Source organism: Bacillus sp. AMCV2, from assembly GCF_056033925.1.
In genome coordinates, this window is sequence record NZ_JBVYIB010000002.1 from 1,625,065 (window position 1) to 1,649,534 (window position 24,470).

23 protein-coding genes and 1 pseudogene are annotated in these 24,470 nt (G+C 45.1%); 23 read left to right on the top strand and 1 reads right to left on the bottom strand.

Annotated elements, in window-relative coordinates; genetic code table 11:
• The first annotated feature begins 2 nt into the window (after nucleotides 1-2).
• From cysP to sirC, 6 genes are all read left to right on the top strand, one after another.
• A complete protein-coding gene (gene cysP, locus AC0OMA_RS08590) occupies nucleotides 3-1,067 on the top strand; it encodes a sulfate permease (protein ID WP_181219133.1) in 1,065 nt (354 codons plus the stop codon).
• A 48-nt stretch (nucleotides 1,068-1,115) separates the two neighbouring features.
• Nucleotides 1,116-2,264: a sulfate adenylyltransferase gene (sat, locus tag AC0OMA_RS08595; RefSeq protein WP_003245745.1), complete on the top strand. Its 1,149-nt coding sequence runs from the start codon at nucleotides 1,116-1,118 to the stop codon at nucleotides 2,262-2,264.
• A 12-nt stretch (nucleotides 2,265-2,276) separates the two neighbouring features.
• A complete protein-coding gene (cysC, locus tag AC0OMA_RS08600) occupies nucleotides 2,277-2,870 on the top strand; it encodes an adenylyl-sulfate kinase (RefSeq protein WP_015252120.1) in 594 nt (197 codons plus the stop codon).
• A gap of 98 nt (nucleotides 2,871-2,968) precedes the next feature.
• Nucleotides 2,969-3,742, top strand: a complete 774-nt coding sequence (gene cobA, locus AC0OMA_RS08605; protein ID WP_029946173.1) for a uroporphyrinogen-III C-methyltransferase — start codon at nucleotides 2,969-2,971, stop codon at nucleotides 3,740-3,742.
• Nucleotides 3,743-3,744: 2 nt separating this feature from the next.
• Nucleotides 3,745-4,530 carry a sirohydrochlorin chelatase gene (gene sirB / locus AC0OMA_RS08610; RefSeq protein WP_474222039.1) on the top strand — a complete coding sequence of 262 codons (786 nt, stop codon included), beginning with the start codon at nucleotides 3,745-3,747 and terminating at the stop codon, nucleotides 4,528-4,530.
• A complete protein-coding gene (gene sirC, locus AC0OMA_RS08615; RefSeq protein WP_021479316.1) occupies nucleotides 4,511-4,999 on the top strand; it encodes a precorrin-2 dehydrogenase in 489 nt (162 codons plus the stop codon). Before sirB ends, sirC begins: the two co-directional genes overlap by 20 nt.
• Nucleotides 5,000-5,037: 38 nt before the next feature.
• On the opposite strand, the gene rqcH is transcribed toward sirC, so the two are convergent.
• A complete protein-coding gene (rqcH, locus tag AC0OMA_RS08620) occupies nucleotides 5,038-6,750 on the bottom strand; it encodes a tRNA modification protein RqcH (protein ID WP_015383626.1) in 1,713 nt (570 codons plus the stop codon).
• Nucleotides 6,751-6,871: 121 nt separating this feature from the next.
• On the opposite strand from rqcH, the gene AC0OMA_RS08625 reads away from it, so the two are divergent.
• The 17 genes and pseudogenes from AC0OMA_RS08625 to spoVM all read left to right on the top strand — a co-directional run bounded on the left by AC0OMA_RS08625 (nucleotide 6,872) and on the right by spoVM (nucleotide 24,435).
• Complete coding sequence (locus tag AC0OMA_RS08625; protein ID WP_322839613.1) at nucleotides 6,872-9,544, top strand: calcium-translocating P-type ATPase, SERCA-type; 2,673 nt, start codon at nucleotides 6,872-6,874, stop codon at nucleotides 9,542-9,544.
• 82 nt (nucleotides 9,545-9,626) lie between these two features.
• Nucleotides 9,627-10,502 carry a YicC/YloC family endoribonuclease gene (locus tag AC0OMA_RS08630; protein ID WP_009967215.1) on the top strand — a complete coding sequence of 292 codons (876 nt, stop codon included), beginning with the start codon at nucleotides 9,627-9,629 and terminating at the stop codon, nucleotides 10,500-10,502.
• A 76-nt stretch (nucleotides 10,503-10,578) separates the two neighbouring features.
• On the top strand, nucleotides 10,579-10,848 hold the full coding sequence (gene remA, locus AC0OMA_RS08635) for an extracellular matrix/biofilm regulator RemA (protein ID WP_003154355.1): 270 nt from the start codon (nucleotides 10,579-10,581) through the stop codon (nucleotides 10,846-10,848).
• Nucleotides 10,849-10,855: 7 nt separating this feature from the next.
• Nucleotides 10,856-11,470 (top strand): guanylate kinase, encoded by a 615-nt coding sequence (gmk, locus tag AC0OMA_RS08640; protein WP_003232083.1) that lies wholly within the window; start codon nucleotides 10,856-10,858, stop codon nucleotides 11,468-11,470.
• 3 nt (nucleotides 11,471-11,473) lie between these two features.
• Complete coding sequence (gene rpoZ / locus AC0OMA_RS08645; protein WP_003221520.1) at nucleotides 11,474-11,677, top strand: DNA-directed RNA polymerase subunit omega; 204 nt, start codon at nucleotides 11,474-11,476, stop codon at nucleotides 11,675-11,677.
• 80 nt (nucleotides 11,678-11,757) lie between these two features.
• On the top strand, nucleotides 11,758-12,978 hold the full coding sequence (gene coaBC / locus AC0OMA_RS08650; RefSeq protein ID WP_017694849.1) for a bifunctional phosphopantothenoylcysteine decarboxylase/phosphopantothenate--cysteine ligase CoaBC: 1,221 nt from the start codon (nucleotides 11,758-11,760) through the stop codon (nucleotides 12,976-12,978).
• Nucleotides 12,975-15,392, top strand: coding sequence for a primosomal protein N' (priA, locus tag AC0OMA_RS08655; protein ID WP_474222041.1), 2,418 nt, complete (start codon nucleotides 12,975-12,977; stop codon nucleotides 15,390-15,392). The genes coaBC and priA overlap by 4 nt, the downstream gene beginning before the upstream one ends.
• A gap of 26 nt (nucleotides 15,393-15,418) precedes the next feature.
• Nucleotides 15,419-15,901 carry a peptide deformylase gene (gene def, locus AC0OMA_RS08660; RefSeq protein WP_015383630.1) on the top strand — a complete coding sequence of 161 codons (483 nt, stop codon included), beginning with the start codon at nucleotides 15,419-15,421 and terminating at the stop codon, nucleotides 15,899-15,901.
• A 4-nt stretch (nucleotides 15,902-15,905) separates the two neighbouring features.
• Nucleotides 15,906-16,860, top strand: a pseudogene (gene fmt / locus AC0OMA_RS08665) (methionyl-tRNA formyltransferase).
• The gene (gene rsmB / locus AC0OMA_RS08670; protein ID WP_047182597.1) at nucleotides 16,847-18,190 is read left to right on the top strand and encodes a 16S rRNA (cytosine(967)-C(5))-methyltransferase RsmB; all 1,344 of its coding nucleotides are present in this window, start codon (nucleotides 16,847-16,849) and stop codon (nucleotides 18,188-18,190) included. Before fmt ends, rsmB begins: the two are co-directional and overlap by 14 nt.
• Before the next feature lie 3 nt (nucleotides 18,191-18,193).
• The gene (gene rlmN / locus AC0OMA_RS08675) at nucleotides 18,194-19,285 is read left to right on the top strand and encodes a dual-specificity RNA methyltransferase RlmN (RefSeq protein WP_014476780.1); all 1,092 of its coding nucleotides are present in this window, start codon (nucleotides 18,194-18,196) and stop codon (nucleotides 19,283-19,285) included.
• A gap of 6 nt (nucleotides 19,286-19,291) precedes the next feature.
• Nucleotides 19,292-20,056: a protein-serine/threonine phosphatase PrpC gene (prpC, locus tag AC0OMA_RS08680; protein ID WP_063335339.1), complete on the top strand. Its 765-nt coding sequence runs from the start codon at nucleotides 19,292-19,294 to the stop codon at nucleotides 20,054-20,056.
• Nucleotides 20,050-21,996, top strand: coding sequence for a serine/threonine protein kinase PrkC (gene prkC / locus AC0OMA_RS08685; RefSeq protein WP_047182599.1), 1,947 nt, complete (start codon nucleotides 20,050-20,052; stop codon nucleotides 21,994-21,996). The genes prpC and prkC overlap by 7 nt, the downstream gene beginning before the upstream one ends.
• A 14-nt stretch (nucleotides 21,997-22,010) precedes the next feature.
• The gene (gene rsgA / locus AC0OMA_RS08690) at nucleotides 22,011-22,907 is read left to right on the top strand and encodes a ribosome small subunit-dependent GTPase A (RefSeq protein WP_123373565.1); all 897 of its coding nucleotides are present in this window, start codon (nucleotides 22,011-22,013) and stop codon (nucleotides 22,905-22,907) included.
• 4 nt (nucleotides 22,908-22,911) lie between these two features.
• On the top strand, nucleotides 22,912-23,565 hold the full coding sequence (rpe, locus tag AC0OMA_RS08695; protein ID WP_015383636.1) for a ribulose-phosphate 3-epimerase: 654 nt from the start codon (nucleotides 22,912-22,914) through the stop codon (nucleotides 23,563-23,565).
• Between the two features lie 72 nt (nucleotides 23,566-23,637).
• On the top strand, nucleotides 23,638-24,282 hold the full coding sequence (locus tag AC0OMA_RS08700; RefSeq protein WP_474222042.1) for a thiamine diphosphokinase: 645 nt from the start codon (nucleotides 23,638-23,640) through the stop codon (nucleotides 24,280-24,282).
• 72 nt (nucleotides 24,283-24,354) lie between these two features.
• Nucleotides 24,355-24,435, top strand: coding sequence for a stage V sporulation protein SpoVM (spoVM, locus tag AC0OMA_RS08705; RefSeq protein WP_003221545.1), 81 nt, complete (start codon nucleotides 24,355-24,357; stop codon nucleotides 24,433-24,435).
• Nucleotides 24,436-24,470: the final 35 nt, after the last annotated feature.

Genomic DNA, 24,470 nt, shown 5'->3' on the forward strand with positions numbered 1-24,470 from the left:
AAATGGAATTAGCCGCTATTTTATTTAGCTTGTTTTTCGCGATGAATATTGGTGCAAGCGGCGCTGCAGCTTCGATGGGGGTTGCTTACGGCTCCGGAGCCATCAAAAAGAAAACCTACGCTTTGATCCTATGTGCAGTCGGTGTCTTTGCCGGGGCGGTCATTGGCGGAGGCGAGGTTGTAAAAACAATCAGCTCCGGCATTATTCCTGAGCAGACGATTACACTGACGATTGTTTGCATCATTATTGGAGCTGCTGCCCTGTCGCTCTTTACTGCTAATCTGCTCGGCATTCCTTTGTCGACAAGTGAAGTAACAGTCGGCGCGGTTGTTGGCGTGGGAGTGGCTTATAAAGTATTGTTTGTGAACAATCTTCTGATCATTGTGTCATTTTGGGTTCTTGTCCCGCTGTTCGCTTTTGGCTTCACCTATTTCGTATCTAAGCTGTTTCGTTATTTTAAGATTGAAGTAAAATCTTCTAAAAAACAAAAAATCCTCGGCATTGTTTTGTTAGTTGCCGGATTTTTCGAAGCATTCTCTGCCGGCATGAATAACGTGGCGAATGCTGTTGGCCCGTTAGTAGCTGCCGGTGTGCTTGATGTCGGAAAAGGAACCTTGTATGGAGGAGCTTTTGTTGCTCTTGGCGCACTGTTATTAGGCCGGCGTGTGTTAGAAACAAACGGGAAGAAAATTACGAGATTCTCCAAAGGGGAAGGCATTCTCTTATCCGGTACAGGAGCAGGACTTGTGATCATCAGTTCTGTATTTGGGATGCCGGTGCCCTTGGCGCAAGTCACGTCATCGTCTATTATCGGAATAGGCATGGCAAAAAACGGTCCGAACGTGTTCCATAAACAAGTTGTTCAAACGATGCTGAAGGTATGGATCGCATCGCCGTTTTTATCTTTATCGATTTCTTATCTGCTTGTATCCTTGTTTTTAAAAGCAGATTATTATTCGATCTTTATCATGGTAAGTGTGCTTTTAGCGGCGGGCGGTGCCGTCAGCCTGACAAAGGCCATTCGTAAAGAGAGACGCTCAGTCCACGAACAAGGCGGGGGAATCTGATCATTAATCTGAGTAATTTTATAAGTTAACTAGGAGGAGATGGATATTATGAGCTTAGCACCACACGGAGGAACATTAGTAAACAGGGTAGATGAATCATATGATGTGAGCGGCATTCAAAAAGAAATTGAACTTGATTTAATTTCTTTCGCGGATTTGGAATTGATCGGTATCGGTGCATACAGCCCGATTGAAGGTTTCTTTAATGAAAAAGATTACGTATCTGTAGTCGAAAACATGCGTCTTTCTTCCGGCGTTGTCTGGTCTCTTCCGATCACGCTTCCGGTCGATGCGCAAAAAGCAGCGGAACTGTCACTTGGTGAAACGGTAAAGTTAACGTATGAAGGAGAAACATACGGCGTTATCCAAATCGAAGACCTGTACGTGCCTGACAAACAAAAAGAAGCTGTCAATGTGTACAAAACAGATGAACAGGAGCATCCTGGTGTTAAAAAGCTGTTCAGCCGCGGCAATACATATGTCGGCGGACCGATTACGTTGATTAAAAAAGCTTCAAAACAGTTCCCTGAATTTACATTTGAACCGTCAGAAACGAGACGCCAGTTTGCGGAAAAAGGCTGGGAAACCATTGTCGGTTTCCAAACAAGAAACCCTGTTCACAGAGCGCATGAATACATTCAAAAAACGGCTCTTGAAACAGTAGACGGCTTGTTCTTGAATCCGTTAGTAGGCGAAACAAAATCTGATGACATTCCAGCTGATGTACGGATGGAAAGCTACCAAGTGCTTCTTGATCATTATTACCCGAAAGATCGCGTTTTCCTTGGTGTCTTTTTAGCGGCGATGCGTTATGCAGGCCCGAGAGAAGCAATTTTCCACGCGCTTGTCAGAAAGAACTACGGCTGCACACATTTCATCGTCGGCCGTGATCATGCAGGTGTAGGTGACTATTACGGAACATACGAAGCACAGGAGCTGTTTGACACATTTAAACCTGAAGAACTCGGGATTACGCCGCTGAAATTCGAGCACAGCTTCTTCTGTAAAAAATGCGGAAATATGGGAACAGCGAAAACATGCCCTCATGGCAGAGAGCATCACGTCATTTTATCAGGCACTAAGGTAAGAGGCATGCTGAGAGACGGTGTGCTGCCGCCTGCTGAATTCAGTCGAAAAGAAGTCGTAGAAGTGTTAATCAAAGGGATGAAGAAAAAAGAAGAAGTAGGCGTATCTTAAGGAGGACTGGCAGTGACAAATCGCGATATTGTATGGCATGAAGCCTCTATCACAAAAGAAGAGTACCAGCAAAAAAACAAGCATAAAAGCTCCATTCTCTGGCTGACAGGGTTAAGCGGCTCAGGCAAATCAACGATTGCCAACGCCGCTGCGAGAGAATTGTTTGAGCAAGGCTATCAAGTGATTGTGCTTGACGGGGATAATATCCGTCACGGCTTAAATAAGGATCTTGGTTTTTCTGATGAAGACCGAAAAGAAAACATCCGCCGAATCGGAGAGGTGGCAAAGCTTTTTGTTCAGCAGGGAACCATTGTGATTACTGCTTTTATCTCTCCTTTCCGCGAGGACAGACAACAGGTTCGCGAGCTTGTGGAAGCGGGCGAATTTAATGAAGTCTACATTAAATGCGACCTTGATATTTGTGAACAAAGAGATCCGAAAGGGCTTTACAAAAAAGCAAGAAACGGCGAGATTCCGTTCTTTACAGGAATTGATTCTCCTTATGAAGAACCGGAAGCTCCAGAGCTCGTTCTTGATTCAGGACAGCATGACCGTGAAGCGTGTAAAAATCAGCTGATCGAGTTTGTTAAACAAAAATTGAGCTGAATATGATCTGCTGCGTTCTTCTCAGGTGCCGGAATGCAAGCGAGAACATCATCACAGCGAATGCTCTGGAAGAACTCGAATAGATCGGGGGAAATACGATGGGGAAAGTATATATTGTAGGAGCGGGTCCCGGTGACCCTGATCTGCTGACAATTAAAGCGCTGAAAGCTATTGAAAAAGCTGATGTCATCTTATATGACAGATTAGTAAATAAAGAGATTTTACAATATGCCAAAGAGCAAGCAGACCTGATCTACTGCGGGAAGCTTCCGGATTTTCATACGATGAAGCAGGAAACCATCAATCGATTTCTTGTGAAGTATGCGCAAAAAGGGAAAATGGTTGTCAGACTGAAAGGCGGAGACCCTTTTGTGTTCGGCAGAGGAGGGGAAGAAGCGGAATGCCTCTCTGAAAATGGAATTCCGTTTGAAATCATCCCCGGCATTACGTCTGGAATCGCGGCAGCCGCTTATGCCGGGATTCCTGTTACTCATCGGGAGGCGGGCTCTAACGTCGCTTTTGTAACGGGTCATTATAAAAAAGAAGAAGATTTTGAGGAAAAGTGGAAAGCGCTGGCTACAGGAATTGATACACTTGTCATCTATATGGGTATCAAAAACGTGCAGCAGATTGAAAGAAAACTCCTTGAAAACGGCCGGGACGGTTCTACGCCGGCAGCCTTTATTCATTGGGGAACAACGGACAAGCAAAAATCTGTTTTTTGTACAGTTGACACCCTTTCAGAAACGGTGATAAAAGAAAACATTACAAATCCGAGTTTAATTGTCATTGGAAATGTTGTAAATTATCACTATAAGCTGGAATGGTTTGAATCTGAACTGAAAAAACAAGATTTAAGCGAGGCGTTGTAAAAATGAAACAAGCAATTTTATATGTCGGCCACGGCAGTCGGGTCAAAAAAGCGCAGCAAGAAGCCGCAGCCTTTTTGGAAGGATGCAAGGCCCACATCTCTGTGCCAGTACAAGAAATCAGCTTTTTAGAGCTTCAGGAGCCGGCAATTGAGACAGGATTTGAAGCATGTGTGAAGCAAGGCGCCACTCATATCGCAGTGGTGCCTCTGCTTCTTTTAACAGCTGCGCATGCAAAACATGATATTCCGGAAGAAATTGCCCGTGCTGCATCCCGATATCCGTCAGTCCGCATTTCATACGGAAAGCCGATCGGGATTGACGAAGAAGTAGTCAAGGCTGTATATCACAGAATGAAAGACATAGGTGTTCCATATGAAAATGCCAGAGTGGTACTCATCGGAAGGGGAAGTTCAGATCCAGATGTCAAAAGAGACGTAACCGGTATTGCTAATCTTCTTCAGGAAATGATTCCAGTCAAGGAAGTCATTCCGTGCTTTTTGACAGCATGCGGCCCGAATTACAAAGAGGTTTTTTCAGAACTTAAAAAAGATGACGGCATAACAACCTTTATCGTTCCATATTTGCTTTTTACGGGTATGCTGATGAATGAAATCGAACGAGAGGTTCAGAAATTAAAAGCTCATAATCCGAACGTCTACCTCTCTTCCTATATCGGTTTTCATCCTCATGTGAAAAACGCATTTTTGAACCGTGTAAGAGAAACTGGGGCAAATTCTGAGGGACAATTTGATTTTGATGGAGGTTCATATGCTTCCGCTGCACATTAGCCTGGAAAAGAAGAAGGTTGTCATTGCGGGGGGCGGCAGCATCGCTCTCAGAAGGCTGAAAACGGTGATTTCTGAGGGAGCTGATATAACGCTCGTCAGTCCGGATGTTGAACCGGAAATCAAGCAAATGGCAGAAGAGCGACGTATCAAATGGGAAAAACGGACAATTGAAAAAGAAGATTATCTCAATGCTTTCTTAATTATTGCTGCGACGGATAATGCGGCAGTGAACAAAGAAATTGCCCAATCCGCTTCGCCTTTTCAGCTTGTTAATTGTGTCAGTGACGCTGAGCTTGGCAATGTATATATGCCGAAAATCGTAAAAAGAGGGCATGTCACTGTGTCTGTTTCTACAAGCGGAGCCAGTCCAAAGCACACAAAAGAGCTTGCCGAAAACGTGGATAAGCTGATTGACGGCGATTTTGTTGCTGAAGTGAACAGGCTTTATCAGGTGAGAAGAAAGAAATAGCCAGAGCATTTGTATGCTCTGGCTTTTCTTTATGCGGCTCAGCTTTTTTTCAGCTTGATGACAGTATCAGCATCAGGCGTGACAAAGACGGTATGCTGGCTGTCATAGGTGACGAAACCGGGTTTCGCGCCGTTTGGTTTTTTGACATGCCTGATTTTTGTATAATCTACAGGCACTGAACTTGAATCTTTAGCTTTTGAAAAATAAGCTGCAATTGTCGCGGCTTCCATGATTGTTTGCTCATCCGGTTCGCTGCTTCTGATCACAACATGGGAGCCGGGAATGTCCTTCGTGTGAAGCCAGATATCGTCTCTGGCCGCCGCTCTGGTCGTTAAATATTCATTTTGACGATTGTTCTTACCCACTAAAATTGTCAGGCCTGAGGTGGATTCATATGTTTCTAACACCGGATTGTGCGGTTTTTGCTTTTTCTGGCCTTTTTGCTGCTTAGGGCGCAAATATTTGCCCTCAACAAGCTCTTCCCTGATTTCGCTGATATCCCGGGGAGAAGCGGACGAAAGCTGCTGAATCAGCTGATCGAAATATTCGATCTCTTCCTGTGCCAGCCTGATTTGCTCCTCGACAACTGCGACCGAGTTTTTCGCTTTCTGATACTTCGTGAAATAGGCCTGTGCGTTTTCAGAAGGCGTTTTGTTTGGGTTTAAAGGAATCGTGATTGTCGGGCTTTCTTCATCATAATAATTGATGACCTCAGCCTGTTTATCACCTTTTTTCAACATATATAAATTAGCGGTTAAAAGCTCCCCGTAAAGCTGAAATTCCTTCGCGTTTTCCGAATACTCCAGGGTTTTCTCTAATTTTTTGATTTTGTTGGCATTCTTCTTCCGTTCGTTCACAACAAAACGCTCAAGATCCTGAGCCTGCTGTTTGACTCGGTCTCGTTCAGCTTTTCCGAAATAAAAACGGTCGAGCAGTTCGCTTAATGAATCAAAACGGCGCGCTTCGCCCTTTAGATGAGTCAGCTCCAGCAGATAAAAATATTCCTTTCCGTTTACAGTCGTAATGTTGGGAATGAAACGGTGCTCTTTCACTTCGGCAAACAGTGCCAGCAACGCTTTTGGCAGTGTGACTTTGTTGGCAAGGCCTGCTCTGTGAACCGCTTCTTTGGCGAAAAGCGGAGACACGCCTGAAAAGTGGTCGACAATTTGTTTATCAAGCCTTCCTTCTTGAAAACTGAGGTGACGCAAAATATCATCTTCTGACGCCTCAAGAGGCGATATTTTGTCCTGAGCAGGCGGAAGCTTATAATCTTGGCCGGGCAGTACTGTACGGTAGCTGTTCATTGACGGCGATAAATGCTTAAGTCCGTCGATAATCACATTTTCTGCTGCGTCAGTCAAAATGATATTGCTGTGGCGGCCCATAATTTCTACATAAAGCTTTCGTACGGTTTCATCGCCAATTTCGTTTCGGCTTTTGATATGAAAAATCATAATGCGGTCTAAGCCCGCTTGTTCAATTTTCTCAATGAATCCGCCTTCGATATGCTTTCTCAGCAACATGCAAAACATTGGCGGTTCGCTTGGATTTTCATAAGCTTGTGTCGTGATATGCACCCGTGAATAGCTCGGATGTGCCGATAATAATAGTTTTTGGTTTTTTCCCTTGGCACGGATGTGGAAAATCACATCGTGCTTATATGGCTGATGGACTTTTGTAATTCGTCCGCCCATTATTTTCTCGTTAAGTTCGTGTGTCATTCCGTATGTAAACATGCCATCAAACGACATATGCAATACACCCTCTCATTCTTCCTGCATTCGATAATTATAGCATGAAATGGGACGAGTCAGAATAAGCATGCTTATAGAGTGATATCTCTATAAGAGAGCAGGGGAGTGGACGAGCGGAATGAAGTTTCATGAAATGGGACAAACAGATTTACTAGAGGCAACCAATACGTCCATGAAACAAGGATTAACAGAAAAAGAAGTAAAAAAACGCCTTGACAAGCATGGGCCAAACGAGCTGCAAGAAGGGAAAAAAACTTCAGCGCTTCTCTTGTTTTTCGCGCAGTTCAAAGATTTTATGGTGCTTGTGCTTCTGGCGGCAACGTTAATCTCAGGATTTCTTGGTGAATATGTAGATGCGGTTGCGATTATTGCGATTGTGTTTGTGAATGGCATACTCGGTTTCTTTCAAGAAAGGCGTGCCGAGCAATCTCTTCAGGCTTTAAAAGAGCTTTCAACACCGCATGTCATGGCACTCAGGGAAGGGAGCTGGACAAAGATTCCTTCTAAGGAACTTGTGCCGGGGGATATTGTGAAATTTACGAGCGGGGACAGAATTGGCGCAGACGTTCGAATTGTTGAAGCGAGAAGCCTTGAAATAGAAGAATCAGCGCTGACCGGGGAATCAATCCCGGTTGTGAAGCATGCTGATAAATTGAAAAAACCGGATGTTTCGCTCGGCGATATTACCAATATGGCATTTATGGGTACGATTGTGACCCGCGGCAGCGGTGTCGGGGTTGTCGTCGGGACAGGAATGAATACGGCTATGGGGAAAATTGCCGACATGCTTGAATCGGCAGGGACATTGTCAACCCCGCTGCAAAGAAGACTGGAGCAGCTCGGGAAGATTTTGATTGTTGTTGCATTGCTTCTGACCGTACTTGTCGTTGCTGTCGGTGTTATTCAGGGTCATAATCTGTACAGTATGTTTTTAGCAGGTGTCTCGTTAGCGGTAGCCGCTATTCCGGAGGGGCTGCCGGCGATTGTGACAGTGGCGCTTTCGCTTGGTGTACAGCGGATGATTAAACAAAAATCCATTGTTAGAAAGCTTCCTGCTGTTGAAACGCTTGGGTGTGCGTCTATCATTTGTTCAGATAAAACAGGGACAATGACCCAAAACAAAATGACGGTGACACATGTCTGGTCCGGAGGGAAAACATGGAGAGTGGCAGGAGCCGGCTATGAACCGAAAGGAAGCTTCATACTAAACGAAAAAGAGATCAGTGTCAATGAATATAAGCCGCTTCAGCAGATGCTTCTGTTCGGAGCGCTTTGTAACAACTCCAATATTGAGAAAAGAGACGGCGAATATGTGCTTGACGGAGATCCGACAGAGGGAGCGCTGCTCACCGCGGCAAGAAAAGGCGGTTTTTCAAAGGAGTTTGTTGAATCAAACTACCGGGTGATCGAAGAATTTCCGTTTGATTCTGCACGGAAAATGATGACTGTCATCGTAGAGGATCAAGACAGAAAGCGCTATATCATTACAAAAGGTGCACCGGATGTACTGATGCAGCGATCTTCCCGTATTTATTATGACGGCTCAGCGGCCCTTTTTTCAAATGAAAGAAAAGCAGAAACAGAGGCGGTATTAAGACATTTGGCATCACAGGCGCTCAGAACGATAGCGGTCGCCTACAGGCCGATAAAAGCAGGCGAAACACCGTCAATGGAGCAGGCGGAAAAAGATCTGACCATGCTTGGCCTTTCAGGTATCATTGATCCCCCGCGGCCGGAAGTCAGACAGGCGATAAAAGAATGCCGTGAAGCAGGAATTAAGACCGTTATGATAACAGGTGATCATGTAGAAACCGCTAAAGCGATAGCGAAAGACTTGCGCCTCCTTCCGAAAAGCGGCAAAATCATGGACGGCAAGATGCTGAATGAACTTTCTCAAGAAGAGCTTTCTCATGTGGTGGAGGATGTGTATGTATTTGCCCGCGTTTCCCCTGAACATAAACTAAAAATCGTAAAAGCCTATCAGGAGAACGGGCATATTGTGGCGATGACGGGAGACGGCGTCAATGATGCTCCTGCCATTAAACAAGCTGATATCGGCGTCTCTATGGGCATTACCGGGACAGATGTGGCCAAAGAAGCATCATCTCTTGTTCTCGTAGATGATAATTTTGCGACGATTAAATCAGCGATAAAAGAAGGCAGGAACATCTACGAAAATATCAGGAAGTTTATCAGATACCTGTTGGCGTCTAACGTCGGAGAAATCCTTGTCATGCTGTTTGCGATGCTGCTCGCCCTTCCTTTACCGCTCGTTCCGATTCAGATTTTGTGGGTCAACTTGGTGACGGACGGGTTGCCGGCTATGGCGCTCGGCATGGATCAGCCGGAAGGAGACGTCATGAAGCGCAAGCCCCGTCATCCGAAAGAAGGGGTATTTGCCCGCAAGCTAGGATGGAAGGTCGTTTCCAGAGGATTTTTAATCGGAGTTGCCACTATTTTAGCGTTTATCATTGTGTACCACCGCAATCCGGAAAACTTGGCTTATGCCCAGACGATCGCGTTTGCCACATTGGTGCTCGCTCAGCTTATTCACGTGTTTGACTGCCGCAGCGAAACTTCTGTTTTCTCTAGAAATCCGTTTCAAAACCTGTATTTAATCGGCGCGGTATTGTCATCTATTTTGCTGATGCTTGTAGTAATCTACTATCCGCCGCTTCAGCCGATTTTCCATACTGTAGCCATCACGCCGGGGGACTGGATGCTCGTCATCGGTATGTCCGCCATCCCTACTTTTTTGCTGGCGGGGTCACTTTTAACAAGAAAAAAATAAATTCATATGATATAATCTTAGGGGTAATAGCGTGTCTATTGCCCTTTTATTATGAGAACAGGGAAGAATTGGGTGTTTTAAAATGATACGAAGTATGACAGGCTTCGGCAGTGCAAGCAAAACACAAGACGATCTCTCTGTAAGCGTTGAACTTAAATCTGTGAACTACAGATTTAAAGAAGTGAACGCTCGTTTGCCAAGGCCTTTGCTATATTTTGAAGATAAGCTGAAACAGACCATTCTGCAGCATATTCAGCGCGGAAGAATTGAGCTTTTCGTATCCGTTGACAGCGATATGCTTGTTGAGAAAAGGCTTGAAATTGATTGGCCGCTGCTCGATGAGTTTGTCGCAGCCGCGAGAGATATGAAGAAGCGGTATCAATTGTCTGCAGAGCCCGATGTAATGGATTTCTTTAAGCTTGATCATGTCGTCCAGGTTCATGAAGAACAGACGCAAAATGACAAGCTGGAGGCGTTGATCATCGATGCTGCAGAAGAAGCGGTAAAAGGTCTCTGTGAAATGCGTGAAAAAGAGGGGCTGCTCTTAGCGAAAGACTGCCTGATGCATATTGATCAGCTTGAAGAGCTGGTGAGAGAAACTGAATTGCTGGCTGCAGATGTCGTATCTCGTTATCGGGAACGGCTGTACGCCAGAATCAAAGAATGGACTGAAGACGTATTAGACGAGAGCCGGCTTGTAACAGAATGCGCTATTTTTGCAGACCGCTCTGATATCACTGAAGAGATTACAAGGCTGAAGAGCCACTTCGCTCAGTTTCGTGATATATTAGCTAGTGGCGGAGCTGTCGGGCGCAAACTCGACTTTCTTGTTCAGGAGCTCAATCGGGAAGCAAATACGATCGGCTCAAAAGCAAATGATCATCAGATCACAAAGCTTGTCGTTGAAATGAAAAGTTCTATTGAAAAAATAAAAGAACAAGTGCAAAATATAGAATAGTGACTGTGCGTATTGTTTACAGACGGTCTTACTAGGCTAAACTAGAGACGTCTATCTTACAGGGGGAACGTAGAAGATGACGATTAAACTGATTAATATCGGATTTGGCAATATCATCTCCGCCAATCGGATGATTTCGATTGTCAGCCCGGAGTCTGCGCCAATCAAACGGATGATTCAGGATGCAAGAGACCGCGGAATGCTAATTGACGCTACATACGGACGAAGAACCCGTGCAGTTGTCGTCATGGATAGTGATCACATTATCTTATCTGCCGTCCAGCCTGAGACAGTTGCACACAGACTTTCTGTTAAAGAAGAAATTATGGATGAAGGGCAGGGGTAATTGCCGCATGAAAGAAAGAGGGTTATTAATCGTTCTCTCAGGTCCCTCAGGAGTTGGTAAAGGAACGGTTCGACAAGCGATCTTTTCGCAGGAAGACACAAAATTTGAATATTCGATTTCAGTAACCACAAGAAGTCCAAGAGAGGGCGAAGTGAACGGAGTCGATTATTTTTTCAAAACAAGAGACGAATTCGAGCAAATGATTGCAGACAACAAGCTGCTTGAATGGGCAGAGTATGTCGGCAATTATTACGGCACGCCAGTCGATTATGTTGAACAGACGCTTCAAGATGGAAAAGACGTCTTTTTAGAAATTGAAGTTCAAGGGGCTCTTCAAGTGAGAAATGCTTTCCCGGAAGGCCTGTTTATTTTCCTTGCGCCTCCAAGCCTTTCTGAACTGAAAAACAGAATCGTGACACGAGGCACAGAAACAGACGCTCTGATTGAAAATCGAATGAAAGCCGCAAAAGCTGAGATCGAAATGATGGATGCTTATGACTATGTCGTTGAAAACGATAATGTCGAAACGGCTTGCGATAAAATCAAAGCAATCGTTCTTGCTGAACATTTGAAGCGTGAACGCGTTGCACCAAGATATAAGAAAATGCTGGAGGTTGAATAATCAATGTTAGATCCGTCAATTGATTCTTTAATGAATAAATTAGATTCAAAGTATACGCTGGTGACTGTTTCTGCGAGACGCGCACGTGAAATGCAAATCAAAAAAGACCAAATGATTGAACATACGATTTCACACAAATATGTAGGCAAAGCTTTAGAAGAAATTGATGCAGGCCTGCTTTCGTTTGAAAAGGAAGACCGCGAATAGTAGCACAAGTAGCAACCTATATCATGTAGGTTGTTATTTTTTTCCGTGCGGTTTTGTAAAGTGCAGAGGGGGAGAATTCATTGCTAAACAATCGAAATGTGTTACTTTGCGTGAGCGGAGGCATCGCAGTTTATAAAGCCTGTGCGTTAACGAGCAAGCTGGTTCAGGCAGGAGCAAATGTCAAAGTGATTATGACTGAATCCGCTTGCCGATTCGTTTCACCGCTGACATTTCAGGCATTGAGCCGCCACGAAGTCTATACAGATACATTTAAAGAACAAAATCCAAGCGTTATTTCTCATATTGATGCCGCAGACTGGGCCGACTTGATTATCGTAGCGCCGGCTACGGCTAATGTGATTGGAAAACTGGCAAACGGCATCGCTGATGATATGCTGACGACAACATTGTTGGCAGCAACGGCTCCCGTTTGGATCGCGCCGGCAATGAACGTTCATATGTATGACCACCCGGCAGTCAAACGAAACATTTCTGTTCTTTATCAGGACGGTTATCGTTTTATTGAGCCAAGTGAGGGCTATTTAGCATGCGGTTACGTAGGAAAAGGCAGATTGGAAGAGCCGGAAAACATCGTAAAGCTGGCCGAAAAACATTTTGCTGAAGAAACATCCGCTCCTTTAGAAGGCAAGCATGTGGTCATTACAGCCGGCCCAACGCGGGAAGCGGTTGATCCTGTCCGGTTTTTTACCAATAAATCGACGGGCAAAATGGGCTACGCATTAGCGGAGGCTGCTGTTCAGCTCGGCGCACGGGTAACCTTAATTTCTGGGCCTGTTTCACTTGATCAGCCTAAAGGCCTTGCTGAGTTTATCCCTGTTCAATCGGCTGCGGATATGCGCGAAGCTGTGCTCTCTGTGTATGACGCAAGCGATATAGTCATCAAAACAGCTGCAGTAGCCGATTTTACGCCGAAAACAGTATTTGACCATAAAATGAAAAAACAAGACGGCGGCATGACCTTAGAACTGAAAAGAACAGTCGATATTTTGAAAGAATTGGGCGAGAAAAAGAAAGAGCAGATTTTGGTTGGATTTGCCGCCGAAACACAAGACATTGAACACTATGCACGTAAAAAGCTCGCCGCTAAAAACCTTGATTTGATTGTGGCAAATGATGTGAAGGCAAATGGGGCCGGTTTTGGTGCTGATACGAATATCGTGACAATCTTTTTCAAAGACGGGCATAAACGCGAACTTCCGATCATGTCTAAGCTCGATGTTTCTTTTGAAATCCTTCAGGAGATCGCAGCCCTCTCAAAACAAACCGGAGAGCGCTCATGAATTTTGCAGAAGTCATTGTTGATGTCAGCACCAAAAATATAGACAGGCCTTTTGATTATAAAATCCCAGACCATCTCAAGGGCATGATCAAAACGGGGATGCGGGTCATTGTTCCGTTTGGCCCCCGTAAGATTCAAGGGTTTGTGACAGCAGTCAAAGAAGCATCTGACCTATCGGGAAAATCTGTCAAGGAGGTAGAGGATTTATTAGATCTTACACCTGTTCTGACAGAGGAGCTTATGGATCTGTCATCATGGCTGTCAGACAAAACGCTGTCTTTTAAAATAACGGCGCTTCAAGCAATGCTGCCTGCCGCCTTAAAGGCGAAATATGAAAAAGAATTAAAAATTGCACACGGCGCCGATCTTCCGCCGCAAGTGGAACGGCTGTTTTCTGAAACAAAGACGCTGTTGTATTCAGATATACCCGATCATGAGACGCTGAAACTGATTCAAAGGCATGTTCAAAAAGGGGACATTGACGTGACGTATAAAGTCGCGCAAAAAACCAATAAAAAAATGGTCAGGCATATTCAGGCAAATGCGAGTAAAGAAGAGCTTGCTAAGCAGGCTGAGGGATTGTCCCGCCAAGCAGCAAAACAGCAGGCGATTCTTCACTTTCTCATCTCTGAGCCGAAAGGTGTGAAAATTCCTGCGGCAGAATTGTGCAAAAGAACGGACACGAGCTCTGCAACCATCAAAACCCTTATCCAAAAAGGGCTTTTGAAGGAAAGCTATGAAGAGGTTTACAGAGATCCCTATCAGGACAAAATGTTCAAAAAAACAGAGCCCCTGCCGCTGACAGACGAACAGAGGGCTGCCTTCGAGCCCATACGCGAGACAATGGACAGCGATGAGCATAAAGTGTTCCTCCTTCACGGCGTGACAGGAAGCGGAAAAACGGAAATTTATCTGCAATCAATTGAAAAAGTACTGGCGAAAGGAAAAGAAGCCATCGTCCTCGTACCGGAAATATCGCTGACGCCGCAAATGGTCAACCGCTTCAAGGGCCGCTTCGGCTCCCAGGTGGCAGTCATGCACAGCGGTTTATCCACAGGAGAAAAATATGACGAGTGGCGTAAAATCCACCGGAAGGAAGTACGGCTTGTCGTCGGTGCCAGATCCGCCATTTTTGCTCCGTTTGAAAATCTCGGAATGATAATCATCGATGAAGAGCACGAGTCTTCCTATAAACAGGAAGAAATGCCGCGCTATCATGCGAAAGAGGTGGCAATCAAGCGGGCTGAGCATCACAGCTGCCCGGTTGTATTAGGGAGTGCTACGCCGACATTAGAGTCATATGCAAGAGCTCAAAAGGGCGTATACGAGCTTCTTTCACTGAAGCACCGTGTTAACCATCGGGTGATGCCTGAGGTTTCGCTTGTCGATATGAGAGAGGAGCTTAGAAACGGCAATCGCTCGATGTTTTCAGTTGAATTGATGGAAAAGCTTGAAGAAACGATTGCCAAGGGTGAGCAGGCGGTGCTGTTTTTAAATAAGAGGGGCTATTCTTCCTTTGTGATGTGCAGGGATTGCGGCTATGTCCCGCAATGCCCGCACTGCGACATTTCCATGACGTATCATCGTTACGGCCAAAGGCTGAAATGCCATTATTGCGGACATGAAGAGCCTGTTCCGCACACTTGTCCTGAATGCGCAAGCGAGCATATCCGCTTTTTTGGAACGGGAACACAGCGAGTGGAGGAAGAGCTGACAAAAGTGCTGCCAAGTGCGAGAGTGATTCGGATGGATGTTGACACGACATCACGGAAAGGCGCCCATGAAAAATTACTGTCAGCTTTCGGAGAAGGAAAAGCGGATATTCTTCTCGGAACGCAAATGATCGCGAAAGGGCTTGATTTTCCTAATGTCACGCTTGTCGGAGTGTTAAGTGCTGATACAACACTTCATATTCCTGATTTCAGAGCGGCTGAAAAAACATTTCAGCTGTTAACGCAAGTCAGCGGCCGGGCAGGCAGGCATGAAAAGCCCGGCCATGTCATCATTCAAACGTATACACCGTCTCATTACAGTATCCAGCTGACGAAAACACACGATTATGAAACGTTCTATCAGCATGAAATGGCGCACAGGAGAGAGCAATCCTATCCGCCATACTACTATTTGGCTCTTGTGACTGTTTCTCATGAGGAAGTGGCGAAAACAGCGGTTACAGCTGAAAAAATCGCTCATTTTTTGAAAGCAAACTGCGGAGCTGACACGAAAATTCTCGGACCAAGCGCGTCGCCGATAGCCAGGATCAAAGATAGATATCGCTATCAATGCGTGATAAAATACAAACAGGAAACCCAGTTATCCGCTTTATTGAAGAAGATACTGGAACATTATAAACGCGAAATTGAACAAAAACATGTAATGATTTCAATTGATATGAATCCTTATATGATGATGTAAGATCTCACGTCTTGGAGGGTAACAAATTGGCAGTAAAAAAGGTCGTCACACATCCTGCGGAGGTTTTGGAAACACCTGCGGAAACCGTGACTGTTTTTGATAAAAAGCTAAAAAAACTGCTTGATGATATGTACGACACCATGCTTGAAATGGATGGTGTCGGACTGGCAGCGCCGCAAATCGGCATTTTAAAAAGAGCGGCCGTTGTAGACATCGGGGATGACAGAGGGAGAATTGATCTTGTTAATCCTGAAATTTTAGAAAAAAGCGGCGAGCAAACCGGAATTGAAGGATGCTTGAGCTTTCCTGGCGTCTATGGTGATGTCACACGTGCCGATTATGTCAAAGTGCGTGCGTTTAACCGTCAGGGAAAACCGTTCATTCTGGAAGCGCGAGGCTTTTTAGCAAGAGCCGTGCAGCATGAAATGGACCATTTAGACGGTGTGTTGTTTACATCTAAAATAAGTAAATACTATACAGAAGATGAACTAGCGGATATGGAAGGATGATTTGATGACGAGAATCGTATTTATGGGAACGCCGGATTTTTCAGTTCCTGTTTTAAGAACCCTGATTGAGGACGGATATGAAGTAGTGGGGGTCGTCACACAGCCGGACCGTCCGAAGGGCAGAAAAAAAAGTACTGACACCTCCTCCGGTCAAGGAAGAGGCATTGCGCCACGGCATCCCGGTTCTTCAGCCGGAAAAAGTTAGATTGACAGAAGAAATTGAGAAAGTGCTGGCATTAAAGCCTGACCTGATTGTAACGGCGGCATTCGGACAAATTTTGCCTAAGGAGCTTCTCGACAGTCCAAAATACGGCTGCATTAACGTTCACGCCTCTCTTTTGCCGGAACTGCGCGGCGGTGCTCCGATCCATTATTCCATTCTGCAGGGAAAGAAAAAAACCGGGGTTACCATTATGTATATGGTAGAAAAATTGGATGCCGGAGACATGATCTCAAAAGTGGAAGTGGATATTGAAGAAACCGACAATGTCGGAACACTGCACGATAAATTAAGCGTTGCTGGCGCGAAGCTATTGTCTGAAACGGTTCCAAACGTCATTGCCGGCAGCATTTCACCTGAAAAGCAGGATGAAGAGAAAGCGACGTACGCGCCTAATATCAAAAGAGAGCAAGAGTTGCTCGACTGGTCCAGAACGGGCGAAGAGCTTTACAACCAGGTCCGCGGCTTAAATCCATGGCCTGTTGCTTATACGACGCTAAACGGACAAAACTTGAAAGTATGGGCGTCGAAAAAAATACCGGCACCAACAACAGCTGAGCCCGGCACAGTCGTTGCAGTTGAAAAGGAAGGAATTATCGTTGCCACAGGTAATGAGACGGCCCTGTTATTAACCGAACTTCAGCCGGCCGGCAAAAAACGAATGAAAGGCGAGGACTTTGTGCGAGGCGCTCATGTTGAAGCCGGTGATGTGTTAGGAGTAAACAATGAAAAAAACTAGTGTTCGTGACATCGCCCTTGAGGCGCTGATCAAATTAGAACAAAACCAGGCATACAGCAACCTGCTGCTGAAATCGGTCATTAAATCAAATGAACTGAGTGATCAGGACAGAGGGCTTTTGACTGAACTTGTCTATGGTACATTACAAAATAAGATCGCGCTTGATTATATGCTTAAACCGTTTATCAATAAGCCTCAAAAGGTAAAGCCGTGGGTGATTCAGCTTCTTCGCCTATCCTTATATCAAATGGAGTATTTAGAGAAGATTCCAGACAGGGCAGCCATCCATGAAGCGGTTGAGATTGCTAAAATCCGCGGACACAAAGGCATTGCTTCATTTGTCAACGGCGTGCTCCGTTCTATTCAGCGCGAAGGTGTTCCATCCTTTGACGCGATCGAAGATCCTGTACGCCGGCTGGCGACAGAAACAAGCCATCCGGAATGGCTTGTGAAAGAGTGGGCGGATGCGTATGGATTTGAAGCTGCGGAAAAGATTTGCCGCATCCATCTCATTCCGCCGAAGCAGACGCTGCGTGTCAATCAAATGAAAGCAGACAGAGCTGAGCTGCTTGATCAAATGGCTGCTGAGGGAATCGAAGTTGAAAAAGGCGACCTCGCTGAAGATGCTGTGAAGCTCTTAAAGGGAACAATTGCCGGAACTCATTTCTTCCAAAACGGCGAAGTTTCCATCCAGGATGAGAGCTCCATGCTCGTCGCCCGCGCCCTTGATCCTAAGTCAGATGAAACAGTGCTTGACGCGTGTGCGGCGCCTGGCGGAAAGTCGGCTCATATCGCAGAATTAATGAAGAACAAGGGGAGCGTTACGTCGCTTGATCTTCACAAACATAAAGTGAAGCTGATCAAAGAAGCGGCAGACCGGCTTGGCCTGACAATCATTCATGCGGATACAATGGATGCTAGAAAAGCGGGGGAAACGTTTGAAAACGAACAGTTTGACCGAATATTGGTCGATGCCCCGTGCTCAGGTTTCGGTGTTATCAGAAGAAAGCCGGACATGAAATACACGAAAAAGCCTGACGACAGCGCCCGTCTAGCTGAAATCCAGCTGTCGATCTTGAGGGAAATCGCACCATTAGTAAAAAAAGGTGGCACTCTTGTCTACAGTACGTGTACAATGGACCGGACAGAAAATGATGAAGTAATACATGCGTTTATACAAGAACATCCTGATTTTGAACCCGATTTGTCTCTTGAAAAGCGGCTGCCTGAAAAGGTGAGACCCTTTGTTCGGGATGGAAGGCTTCAAATCCTTCCTCATTATTTCGGAACAGATGGTTTCTTTATTTGCAGCATGAGAAAGAAGGGATAAGCAATGGCAGAACTTAATAAAACAAAAGTAAGAAAAGAATTGCGGACAGAGCGTCCGTCTATTTATTCTTTTGAATTAGATGAAATTAAACAATGGCTGACAGACAACGGAGAGAAACCGTTCCGTGCGGCTCAGATCTTTGAATGGCTATATGAAAAACGCGTATCTTCTTTTGAAGAAATGACAAACCTCTCAAAGGATCTGCGTGAGAAATTAAACACTCACTTTGTGTTAACAACGCTGAAAACGGCTGTTAAACAAACCTCTCAAGACGGTACGATGAAGTTTTTGTTTGAGCTTCATGACGGTTATACCATCGAAACCGTTTTAATGAGACACGAGTATGGCAATTCTGTATGTGTAACGACACAAGTCGGCTGCCGTATTGGCTGTACATTTTGCGCGTCAACGCTTGGAGGCTTAAAACGAAACCTTGAAGCGGGGGAAATTGTCGCTCAAGTAGTCAAAGTGCAAAAAGCTCTTGATGAAACGGATGAACGCGTCAGCTCTGTCGTGATCATGGGAATCGGCGAACCTTTTGATAACTTTAACGAAATGCTCGCTTTCTTGAAAATCATTAACCATGACAAGGGCCTGAATATCGGTGCTCGCCATATTACGGTCTCTACGAGTGGAATCATCCCGAAAATTTACGAATTTGCTGATCAGCAAATGCAGATTAACTTTGCAATTTCTCTGCACGCGCCGAACACAGAAATCAGAAGCCGTTTGATGCCGATTAACAGAGCATATAAACTGCCTGATCTAATGGAAGCCGTTAAATATTATATTAATAAAACAGGACGCCGTATCAGCTTTGAATACGGGCTGTTCGGAGGCGTAAACGACCAGGTGGAACACGCCGAAGAGCTTGCCGACTTGCTGGAAGGAGTCAAATGCCACGTGAACTTGATTCCGGTAAACTACGTGCCTGAACGGGACTATGTGCGCACACCGCGTGATCAGATTTTTGCTTTTGAAAAAACGCTGAAATCCCGCGGAGTAAATGTCACAATCCGAAGAGAGCAAGGACATGACATTGACGCAGCCTGCGGTCAGCTTCGCGCGAAGGAGCGTCAAGACGAGACGAGGTGATGAGGGTTGTTAACAGCCTTAAAAACAGATACAGGAAAAATCCGCCAGCATAATGAAGATGATGCGGGGATATTCAAGGGGAAAGATGAATTTGTATTAGCGGTTGTCGCTGATGGCATGGGCGGCCATCTTGCTGGAGATGTTGCGAGCAAGATGGCTGTGAAAGCCATGGGGGAGAAATGGAATGAAGCAGAGACGATTCCAACTGCGCCCTCGGAATGTGAAAAATGGCTCATTGAACAGATTCTTTCGGTAAACAGCAAAATATACGATCACGCTCAAGCCCACGAAGAATGCCAAGGCATGGGTACGACGATTGTATGTGCGCTTTTTACGGGAAAAACGGTTTCTGTTGCCCATATCGGAGACAGCAGATGCTATTTGCTTCAGGACGATGATTTCGTTCAAGTGACAGAAGACCATTCGCTTGTAAATGAACTGGTTCGCACTGGAGAGATTTCCAGAGAAGACGCTGAACATCATCCGCGAAAAAATGTGTTGACGAAGGCGCTTGGAACAGACCAGTCAGTCAGCATTGACACCCGTTCCTTTGATATAGAACCCGGAGACAAACTGCTTCTATGTTCTGACGGACTGACGAATAAAGTGGAAGGCACTGAGTTAAAAGACATCCTGCAAAGCGATTCAGCTCCTCAGGAAAAAGTAAACCTGCTTGTGGACAAAGCCAACCAGAATGGCGGGGAAGACAACATTACAGCAGTTTTGCTTGAGCTTGCTTTACATGTTGAAGAGGGTGAAGATCAGTGCTAATCGGCAAGCGGATCAGCGGGCGTTACCAAATTCTCCGCGTTATAGGCGGCGGGGGAATGGCCAACGTGTATTTAGCTGAGGATATCATTCTAGACCGTGAAGTCGCAATTAAAATCCTGCGGTTTGACTATGCAAATGACAATGAATTTATCAGACGTTTCCGCAGAGAAGCCCAATCCGCATCAAGCCTCGATCACCCGAATATTGTCAGCATTTACGATTTGGGCGAGGAAGATGATATTTATTATATTGTCATGGAATACGTTGAAGGCATGACGCTTAAAGAATACATAACAGCAAATGGGCCGCTTCACCCTAAAGAAGCGCTGAACATCATGGAGCAAATTGTCTCAGCCATCGCTCATGCCCATCAAAACCAGATTGTTCACAGAGACATCAAGCCGCATAACATTTTGATTGATCATATGGGAAATATCAAAGTAACGGATTTTGGAATTGCGACGGCACTAAGTTCGACCACAATCACCCATACCAATTCAGTTCTGGGCTCGGTCCATTACTTATCACCTGAACAGGCCCGAGGCGGCTTAGCCACAAAAAAATCGGATATTTATGCGCTTGGAATCGTTCTATTTGAGCTTTTAACCGGCCGTATTCCGTTTGATGGAGAGTCAGCAGTCAGCATCGCCTTGAAGCATCTTCAAGCGGAAACTCCTTCGACAAAAAGGTGGAATCCATCGGTCCCCCAAAGCGTTGAAAACATCATACTCAAGGCAACTGCCAAAGATCCTTTTCATCGCTACGAAACGGCTGAAGACATGGACGCAGACATAAAAACAGCTTTTGATGCCGACAGACTCAATGAAAAGAGATTTACGATTCAAGAAGATGAAGAAATGACAAAAGCGATACCTATCATTAAAGATGAAGAACTCGCTAAAGCTGCTGGCGAAAAAGAAGCTGAAGTGACAAACGCACAAGAAAACAAAACAAAGAAGAACGGCAAAAGAAAAAAGTGGCCGTGGGTTTTGCTCACGATATGCCTCGTTTTTATCACAGCTGGAATTCTTGCGGTCACTGTTTTTCCATCGCTTTTCATGCCTAAGGATGTCAAAATACCTGATGTCTCCGGAATGGAATACGAAAAAGCCGCAGGGCTCTTGGAAAAAGAAGGTTTACAGGTTGATTCCGAGGTGTTGGAAATCTCAGATGAAAAAATTGAAGAGGGCCTGATGGTAAAAACGGACCCTAAAGCGGATACCACAGTCAAAGAAGGCGCCACGGTCACCCTTTATAAGAGCACCGGAAAAGCAAAAACGGAGATCGGTGATGTGACAGGCCAAACGGTCGACCAGGCAAAAAAAGCGTTGAAGGACCAAGGGTTTAAACATGTAACGGTAAATGAAGTGAATGACGAGAAAAATGCGGGCACTGTCATTGACCAAAACCCTTCAGCAGGGACTGAGCTTGTCCCGAGTGAAGATCAAGTCAAACTTACAGTCAGTATCGGACCCGAAGACATTACGCTTAGAGACTTGAAAACCTACAGTAAAGAAGCAGCGTCTGGATATCTGGAAGACAACGGATTGAAGCTTGTAGAAAAAGAAGCATACTCAGATGATGTTCCAGAAGGACAGGTTGTCAAACAAAAACCAGCAGCAGGTACGGCAGTAAAGCCGGGAAACGAAGTTGAAGTGACATTCTCTCTCGGACCAGAGAAAAAACCTGCGAAAACAGTGAAAGAAAAGGTCAAGATCCCCTACGAACCAGAAAATGAAGGGGACGAGCTTCAAGTGCAAATCGCGGTTGACGATGCGGATCACAGCATCTCTGACACTTACGAAGAATTTAAGATAAAAGAGCCGACTGAACGAACGATCGAACTAAAGATTGAACCCGGCCAAAAAGGGTACTATCAAGTAATGGTAAACAATAAAGTTGTCAGCTACAAAACCATTGAGTATCCGAAAGATGAATAACAAGGAGGGAAAATATGCCTGAGGGCAAAATTATTAAGGCGCTAAGCGGCTTTTACTATGTACTGGATGAATCAGAGGATTCAGATAAAGTAATACAATGCAGAGGAAGAGGCATTTTCAGAAAAAACAAAATTACCCCTCTTGTCGGTGATTACGTTGTGTATCAAGCTGAAAATGACAAAGAAGGATATCTAATGGAAATTAAAGAAAGAACCAACGAGCTTATCAGGCCGCCAATTTGCAACGTTGATCAAGCGGTCCTGGTTTTCTCAGCGGTTCAGCCTTCTTTCAGCACGGCATTGCTCGACCGCTTCCTGGTTCTCGTTGAGGCCAATGATATTCAGCCGATTATATGCATTACTAAAATGGATCTGATTGAAGATCAAGATACAGAAGAAACGATACAAGCCTATGCAGAAGACTATCGGAATATTGGTTATGACGTATACCTTACCTCCTCTAAGGACCAAGACAGTTTAGCGGACATCATCCCGCATTTTCAGGATAAAACAACGGTATTTGCCGGTCAGTCCGGTGTTGGAAAATCCTCGCTTCTCAACGCGATCAGTCCGGAGCTCGGATTGAGAACAAACGAGATTTCCGAGCATTTGGGCCGCGGGAAACACACAACCCGCCACGTGGAGCTGATTCACACGTCCGGAGGCTTGGTTGCAGATACACCGGGATTCAGCTCGCTTGAATTTACAGACATTGAGGAAGAAGAGCTGGGCTATACCTTCCCTGATATCAGAGAAAAAAGCTCTTCATGCAAATTTAGAGGCTGTTTACATCTGAAAGAGCCGAAGTGTGCGGTGAAACAAGCTGTTGAAGACGGGGAATTAAAGCAGTATCGCTATGACCATTATGTTGAATTTATGACGGAGATAAAAGACAGAAAGCCGAGGTATTAGCATAATGATAAAGGTTGCACCATCTATTCTTTCCGCTGATTTTGCCGCTTTAGGCAATGAGATTAAAGATGTAGAAAAAGGCGGAGCCGATTGTATTCATATTGATGTTATGGACGGCCATTTTGTCCCGAATATCACAATCGGTCCGCTGATTGTAGAAGCAGTCCGGCCGGTAACGGATCTGCCGCTCGATGTCCATTTAATGATAGAAGAGCCGGATCGTTATATCCCGGCTTTTGCGAAAGCAGGCGCAGATATCCTGTCTGTGCATGCTGAGGCATGTCCGCACCTGCACCGTACCATCCAGCTCATTAAAGAGCAAGGAGTGAAGGCCGGAGTAGTTCTAAACCCGCATACCCCTGTACAAGTCATCGAGCATGTTTTCGACGATCTCGATCTTGTTCTTTTAATGACGGTGAACCCGGGCTTCGGCGGGCAGAAATTTATTCATTCAGTCCTTCCTAAAATAAAAGAGGTTAAGCGAATGGCGGATGAAAAAGGAAAAAAAGATCTGTTAATTGAAGTAGACGGCGGCGTCAACAAAGAAACCGCTCCGCTCGTCATTGAAGCGGGCGCAAATTTACTCGTTGCCGGTTCAGCTGTTTATGGCCAGTCTGACCGCAAAAAAGCAATTTCTGAAATCAAAGGAAGTAAATAAGCAGCTTTAGAAAAGAGCTGGGCATACAATAGCCTAAGCTCTTTTTCCTGTATGCAGAGAAAGGAATCAGAGATGAAAAAAATTAATATCGTTGCGGGAGGCCCGAAAAATCTCATTCCCGATCTAACCGGCTATACGGATGAACACACGCTTTGGATCGGTGTTGACAAAGGCACCGTCACTCTCTTAGATGCCGGGATCATTGCTGTTGAAGCCTTCGGAGATTTTGACAGCATAACAGAGCAAGAACGCCGGCGAATAGAAAAAGCCGCTCCCGCCCTTCATGTGTATCAAGCAGAAAAAGATCAAACAGATTTAGACCTCGCCCTTGATTGGGCGCTGGAAAAGCAGCCGGATATTATTCAGATTTTCGGCATTACAGGCGGCAGAGCTGATCATTTTTTAGGAAACATTCAGCTTCTGTATAGAGGTGTAAAAACGAACATAAAAATTAGGCTGATAGACAAACAAAATCATATTCAAATGTTCCCTCCTGGTGAATATGATATTGAGAAGGATGAAAATAAGCGATATATCTCCTTCATACCGTTTTCCGAAGACATACATGAGCTGACCCTGACCGGTTTTAAATATCCTCTAAATAATTGTCATATTACGCTCGGTTCAACACTATGTATTAGTAACGAACTCATTCATTCACGAGGTACTTTTTCGTTTGCAAAAGGCATATTAATAATGATAAGAAGCACGGATTAAGCATGTGCTTTCATTCAATTGCTGAAAACAATGAACAAGGCGGTTACGGGACGTTATAGGAGGGGACAAAAAATGAAATTTTACACCATTAAATTGCCGAAGTTTTTAGGAGGAATTGTCCGGGCGATGCTGGGCTCATTTAGAAAAGATTAATGCCCAGGGGTTCAAAGCCCTCTTTCACCACATAA